Origin of the sequence: Streptomyces sp. UNOC14_S4, assembly GCF_020740835.1 — a bacterium.
In the GTDB taxonomy this organism is placed as follows: domain Bacteria; phylum Actinomycetota; class Actinomycetes; order Streptomycetales; family Streptomycetaceae; genus Streptomyces.
Genome location: NZ_JAINFC010000459.1, coordinates 1 through 6107 on the forward strand (window position 1 = coordinate 1; position 6107 = coordinate 6107).

At 72.8% G+C, this 6107-nt stretch carries 4 protein-coding genes and 2 pseudogenes; 2 read left to right on the forward strand and 4 right to left on the reverse strand.

The window, feature by feature from the left end:
• Nucleotides 1-687, forward strand: a pseudogene (locus K6I34_RS29485) (hypothetical protein); the annotation flags it as partial.
• Here K6I34_RS29485 and K6I34_RS29490 read toward each other — a convergent pair.
• Entirely contained in the window at nt 671-2347 is a 1677-nt protein-coding gene (locus K6I34_RS29490; RefSeq protein WP_229330526.1) for an FAD/NAD(P)-binding protein, read from the reverse strand. The pseudogene K6I34_RS29485 and the gene K6I34_RS29490 overlap by 17 nt on opposite strands.
• A gap of 238 nt (nt 2348-2585) precedes the next feature.
• On the opposite strand from K6I34_RS29490, the gene K6I34_RS29495 reads away from it, so the two are divergent.
• Nucleotides 2586-4259 carry an MFS transporter gene (locus tag K6I34_RS29495; RefSeq protein WP_229330524.1) on the forward strand — a complete coding sequence of 558 codons (1674 nt, stop codon included), beginning with the start codon at nt 2586-2588 and terminating at the stop codon, nt 4257-4259.
• 27 nt (nt 4260-4286) lie between these two features.
• Here the strand turns inward: K6I34_RS29495 and K6I34_RS29500 are convergent, their stop codons facing one another.
• From K6I34_RS29500 to K6I34_RS29505, 3 genes and pseudogenes are all read right to left on the reverse strand, one after another.
• Nucleotides 4287-5096, reverse strand: a complete 810-nt coding sequence (locus K6I34_RS29500) for a helix-turn-helix domain-containing protein (RefSeq protein WP_229330528.1) — start codon at nt 5094-5096, stop codon at nt 4287-4289.
• 414 nt (nt 5097-5510) lie between these two features.
• Complete coding sequence (locus K6I34_RS38440) at nt 5511-5645, reverse strand: hypothetical protein (protein WP_275127176.1); 135 nt, start codon at nt 5643-5645, stop codon at nt 5511-5513.
• Nucleotides 5645-6107: pseudogene (locus K6I34_RS29505) on the reverse strand (hypothetical protein); the annotation flags it as partial. The gene K6I34_RS38440 and the pseudogene K6I34_RS29505, both read right to left, overlap by 1 nt.

Here is a 6107-nt window from a genome sequence, read left to right on the forward strand (position 1 = left end):
GAGGAGCGTCCGGCGACCGGCGGGTCGGACTACGACCTGCTGATCGACCTCGGCGGCTTCAAGAACTTCCTCCTGGACTTCGAGGCCAACGACGACTACCTCCGCCTCGTCGACCGCTGGATCCCCGATCTCCTCGCCGACTGGCCCCGGTTCACCCGCGTCCTGGTCTGCGGCGGCCCGTACGCCGGAGGCCGTGGCGGCACCCACCGGACGGCCGGGCGACGGGTCGACCGCCGGTTCCTGCCCCAGCGCGAGCTGCTGCGGCAGGTGGGGGGAACGCCGCACTCCCTCATCGCCCCGGGCCTGTCGGCGCTCCACGAGTCCACCCTCCTGGGCCGGTTGCCCCTGGCACTCCACGAACAGCACTACGCGCACACGTTCACCGTCCGGAACCTCGCGGACACCCTCTTCGGGCACCTGGCAGGCCGGTTCGCGGACGTCCTGCCCGGGCACCCGCTGCCCGAGGACGACTACGCCGGCACCGCGGCCCTCGTGGCCGTTGCCCGCCGGGTCCGCCACGACGACGGCCTCTACGCGCGCTTCCGCGGGACGTTCAACGAGCGCATCGAGCGGTATCTCTCCCTCACGCCGGAGCAGCGGCGCGAGGGAGTGGCGGAGCTGCGCCGCGTTCTCGACGGCCCGTCGGCCCCCTCGGTGATCGCCTCGATCCTCACGACGGCTCGGTGACCGGATGACATCGGCCCTGGTACCGGGCCGACCAGACGACGGCTCCCACCGCCGGCACTTCCTCCTCCGGTACCTCCTCTGATGCCTCCTCTGACACATCCTCCGCCGCCGGAACTTCCTCCTTCGCCGACACCTCTTCCGTCGACATCTCCTCCGCCACCTGCCGCGCCTGCCGCACCACGTTCCGCATGTGATTGGCGAACGGGGTGCGGACGTGCGTCCCCACGCCCACCACCCACACGTGCTCCGGCGGTGCCCCGCCCGTACGCCGTACTCGCAGGTCGCCGTCCAAGTCGTCCACGGGTGCGGCCTGTTCGGCGGGGACGTCCGCGATGTCCAGGAGGAGCGTCGAGCCCGCCGGGTCCCAGTGGAGCAGGGGCTGGTGGAAGCCGGTGGCGTTGACGACGTGGTCGAACCGCTCCACCTCCCCGCACGGCCCCGTCACCTGCCACGTGCCCTCGGCGAAGGTGACGGCGGACGGGTAGCCGTCCGCCATCCGCAGCGTGCCCGCGTCGAAACAGTCCAGCAGACGGCGGGCGTTGACGATCGTCATCGCCGTGGCATACCGGCTCGTCAGCCACCCGAAGCGGGCCATCAGCGCCCGGCGGCGCGCGGCGGGCAGCGCGGGCGCCAAGGCGATCACCGCCTCGATCACCGGCACCATCATCCCCGCCCACCCGCAGGCACCCGCCTCCACGAGCGCCGTCTCCTCCCGCAGCCGCTCCACGGGGTCCGCCGCCCCGGAGATCTGAAGCCGCAGGGGCCGCGGGTCGAGCAGTCGGATCGCCTCCACCGCGCAGCGCGTCAGCTTCCGCTCCAGCAACGGGTCGGCGGGGTCGAGCCGGGCGATCCGGTCCAGGGGAGGGAGTTCGCGTCCGGGCGGGGCCAGCGACACCCGTACGGCGGGCAGGAGCCCCGACGGCGAGGTCACCGTCGTCCGGTGGCCGTCGCGGCACAGCACCAGCGCGGCGTCGACCGCCGACAGGTGGCTGCCCAGCACCAGCACCCGGGACCCCTTCGGCAGCCGCTGGAGCCGGGCGGCCGGATACGGGCTGTCCAGGTAGCGCGGGTGGTCCTCGAAGCCGGCGAAGCCGTCCGGAGTCCGGGGCCGGCGCACGCCCGTGCACACGACCACCCGGTCGGCCCGCAGGACGCGGCCGTCCGTCAGCCGTACGCGCGGGACGCCGTCCTCATGGCTGCCCACGTCGATCGACGCGGCCGTCCCGCGTACGTGCCGCACGGTGACGCAGAGGGACGCCGCCTGTTCACGGGCCCACTCGTAGCGGTCCCGGCAGTACTCGGCCATCCAGGACCGGGGAACGCAGTCGTTCTCACCGCCCGTCCAGCCTCGCTGCCGCAGATGGTCGACGAAATCGCCGGGCCGGTCCGCGAGCAGGGAATTGATGGCCACGGCCGTGTTGCACAGCAGCAGCGGGTCGGTGTCCCCGAAGGCCAGCCCCCAGCCCGTGGGGTGGGGATCGACCACCTGCACGGACCGGACCGGGCTCCGGCCGGCCTCCCGGGCGGCGAGCAACGCCCGTACCAGGTGCAGGACGACGCTGGTCCCCGCGACACCCGCACCGATCACGACCACGTCCCGCCCGGTACGGTCACCCACCCCGTACCCGCCTTCCGCCCATCCCGCGGCGGCCTCGGCCATGCGTCCCACGGACACCTCCCTTTCCGTACTGCACCCTGCCCAGCCGACGGTTCACGGGAACCCGTACCGCCGTCAGCAGCGGAAACGACGGAAAGGGGACGGTACGGGTGCCCGGGATGCGGCCCGCGGGCCGGAAGGCTAGGTTCCGAAGGGACGCTTTCCGGGGATCTCCGAGTGCCCCTGAACGCCCCGAATACCTCCGAATGCCTCTGAAGCTCCCGAAGGGACGGGACGGCGCGTGGACCGAGGCCCTTCCGCAGACCCGCCGGAACCGGACCCGGACCCGGGCCCGCCGGAACCGGACCCGGACCCGGGCCCGCCGGAACCGGATCCCGCGGGGCCGCCCGGGCCGCCGGGGCCCGCCGCGGCGGAGGTATCGGCCCCGGACCCGGCCGCGGACGACCCCGCCCGCTGGGCGATGCTCGCCGTCCTCTGCGCCAGCCTCCTGCTGGTGGCCATGGACGCCACCATCCTCAACGTCGCCCTGCCGTCGCTCATCAAGGAGATGCGGCCGGACGCCCTGGAACAGCTGTGGATCATCGACATCTACGGCCTGGTCCTGGGCGGTCTCCTGGTCACCGCGGGGGCGGTCGGCGACCGGTTCGGCCGGAAGCTGCTGTTCATGTGCGGCTTCGCCGTCTTCGGCGTGGCCTCCGTGCTCGCCGCCACCGCCGGGACCACCGAGAGCGTCCTCCAGCTGATCGCGGGCCGTGTCCTGCTCGCCATCGGCGGGGCGATGGTGATGCCGTCCACCCTCTCCCTCATCCGCACCATCTTCACCGACGCCCACGAGCGCAACCTGGCGATCGGTATCTGGGCCGCCGTCGCCGGAGCGGGCGCGGCGATCGGCCCGCTGGTCGGCGGCGCCCTGGTGAACGCGTTCTCCTGGTCGGCCGCCTTCTGGGTGAACGTGCCCGTCGTCCTGGTCACCCTCGTCGCGGCGTACGTCCTGCTGCCCGAGTACCGCAGCCCCTCGCACCACGCCCTCGACCTGCCGTCCGCCGTGCTCTCCGTGGCCGGGATCATCGCCACGGCCTGGGGCGTCAAGCACCTGGCGGGCGGCTTCCGCCCCGCCGACCTGGCCGCGCTGCTCGTCGGCCTCGCGGCGCTCACCTGGTTCGTACGCCGTCAACTGGTCTCCGGCGACCCGCTGCTCGACGTCCGCCTCTTCGCCAACCGCGTCTTCACGGCCGCCGCGCTCGCCACCCTCATCGCGATGATGGCCATCGGCGCCGCCCTCTACCTCATCTCGCTCTGGCTGCAGTACGTCCGCGGCTACGACGCCCTGGCGGCCGGAGCACACACGCTCCCGGCGGCCGCCGCCCTGCTGGTCTCGTCCCTCCTGACACCCTGGCTGCTGCGCCACGTCAGGGTGCGGACCGTCCTCGCGGTGGGCCTGGCCGCGCTGCTGTGCGGCTTCGCCGTGCTGGCCGCGGCCCCGCAGCCGCTCGGCTACGGCGCGGTGGCCGTCGCCCTCGTCACCTTCGGCATCGGTGACGGCATGGCGATCACCGCCTCCGCCGCGGTCATGGTCTCCGCCGTCCGCCCGGAGCGCGCGGGCCAGGCCGGAGCCGTCTCGGAGAGCGCGTACGAACTCGGCATCGGCTTCGGCGTGGCCCTCCTCGGCAGCATCCACACCTCGCTCTTCCGGGGGCGCATGACCGGACTGCCCCCCGAGGTCGCGGGCGAGGACCTCGGCAGGGCGCGGCAGTCGGTCGGCGGCGCCGACGAGGTGGCCCGCTCCCTCGGGTACGACAGCGCGGCGGGCCGCGCCCTGCGGGCCGTCGCCCGGTCGGCGTACAACGACGCGCTGACCGTCACCGCCATGGTGTCCGTGTGCATCGTCGCGGTGGCGACGCTGCTCGCCATGGTGCTGGTCCCGAAGGACTTCACGGCGGACTCGGCCCACTGACACCGGCGCGGTGCCCGCCGCCGGGCGTCAGTCCGTGTGCCCCAGCGGCGAACGGCCGGCGGACCTCTCCGCGCCGGTGCGGAAGACCAGCACCATCAGCCGGGCGCGCGGTGACGCGTGCGGCCCGGCGCTGCACATCGTCACCCAGCCGGGCCCCTTGACCGGGTGCAGCAGCGGCCGCTCGTCACCGTCGGGATGGACGCGCGCCCGGCCCCCGGCCGCGTACAGCGGGCCCACCACCGGGTCCGTGAGGATGTCCGCCTTCAGCCTCGCGAGCGTCTCGTCGTGCGGCAGCGCGGCCACGGCCGCCCGCATCTGGGGCAGGACCAGCGGTATCCAGTGCTCGCGCCAGCCCGTGAGGACCGTACGGGCGTCCGGGTGCAGCGTCATCCACCGCAAGGTGTTCTCCGGCACCTCACGCCGCGGGAACAGGTCGGCGAACGCCTCGTTGTGCGTGAGCACCCGCCAGGACTGGTCGGTGATGTACGCCATGTGCGACTGACCCTCGACAACGTCCTGCCAGGCGCGCGGCACCTCCGTACCGGCGCTCTGATGCAGCGGGTACGGCGGGTTGCGGTGCACGGCGTACAGCCACAGCGAGGTCCACTCGTGCTCCGAGAACGCCAGCAGCCGCGCCACGTCCCGCAGCAGATCCTCCGGTGGGTTGGGGTACGCGCCCGTCTCCAGCCTGCTGTACGTCCCGAGCGCACGGTGCAGCAACTGATCCACCTGGCTCTGCGTCAGCCCCGGAGCCCGCCTCCCCTGCCGCGACGGCCGGGCAAGCCCATGATCCTCCGGCGCGATCCGGCTCCGCCGCTCACGGAGCAGTGCCTGCATGGCTGCCTTGTCCAAAGATGCTTCTTCTCCCGTTATCACGGCCAGCCTCTACCACGACCGGCACCGCGAAGGAAAGCCGAGTTCACGGCGGAGTTTTCTTCAGAAAAATTCTCCGCAGAAATAATCACACGGGTAGGGCAGGATCTCCCCCCGGGTCAGCAGTCACGGGGGTGCCGCTGACCTGCTTACTTTCGCGGCTGCGCAAGGAGTGGCGGAGGGGTGCGGGAGGTTTGGCGGCCGGTGGGCGCCAAACCTCCCCATAGCCGCCCATACATCTCCCCGAAGAGGGCGGACGCCCTCCCTTTTCCTGCTCCTGGCCTGCGAGGAAGCAGCGGCTCGGGCATGCGGGAGGCGACCGTCACCGGCCCTCGCAGCCGCGATCTTCGGGAGAAATCCGGGAGAAAATCTTGATGGCTATTTGGCGCGCCGCTGTGCGAACACGGCGGCCCGCTCGCGCAGCGGCCGTTCGAGAACGGCTGCTGGCGACCGCGGGCACATGGCCAGGCGGGCGTCGAGGGACTGCTCCCGTTCCCGGGTGAGACCGGCCATCAGCTCCCGGCGCAGCTGGGGGTGACGTGGTCGTAGAGGTCCGGGACGGACCCGTTCGTGTGCCCAAGGTGCTCGTCGATCAGCTTCGGCGGGGTACGCAGGGCCCGCATCCGGGTCTTGTGCGTGTGCTGCCCGAATCCGTGCGGGATGATCTCCGGCGCGAGGGGGCCAGCATGCCTCGGCGCGCGTGTCTGCTCCTCTTCCGCGGAGGGGTACGCCGGGCCAGGGGCGGCGAGCAGCGGCACGGGACGCGTTTCCTGTTCTCCCTTCTCCGCGTGCCGGCCGGAGACGGCCGGGGCGAGGATGTCAGTGCGGGCCGCCTCGGCGGTGTCCCCGCCGAGGCTGAAGCCGAGCCCGGCCATCACACCCAGGCAGTGCGCGGTGGTGGCCGCGGTCACCTTCCCGGGCCGGTGGAAGACGGGACCATCCCTGCGTATGCGGGGACCCCACCCCCCACCACCC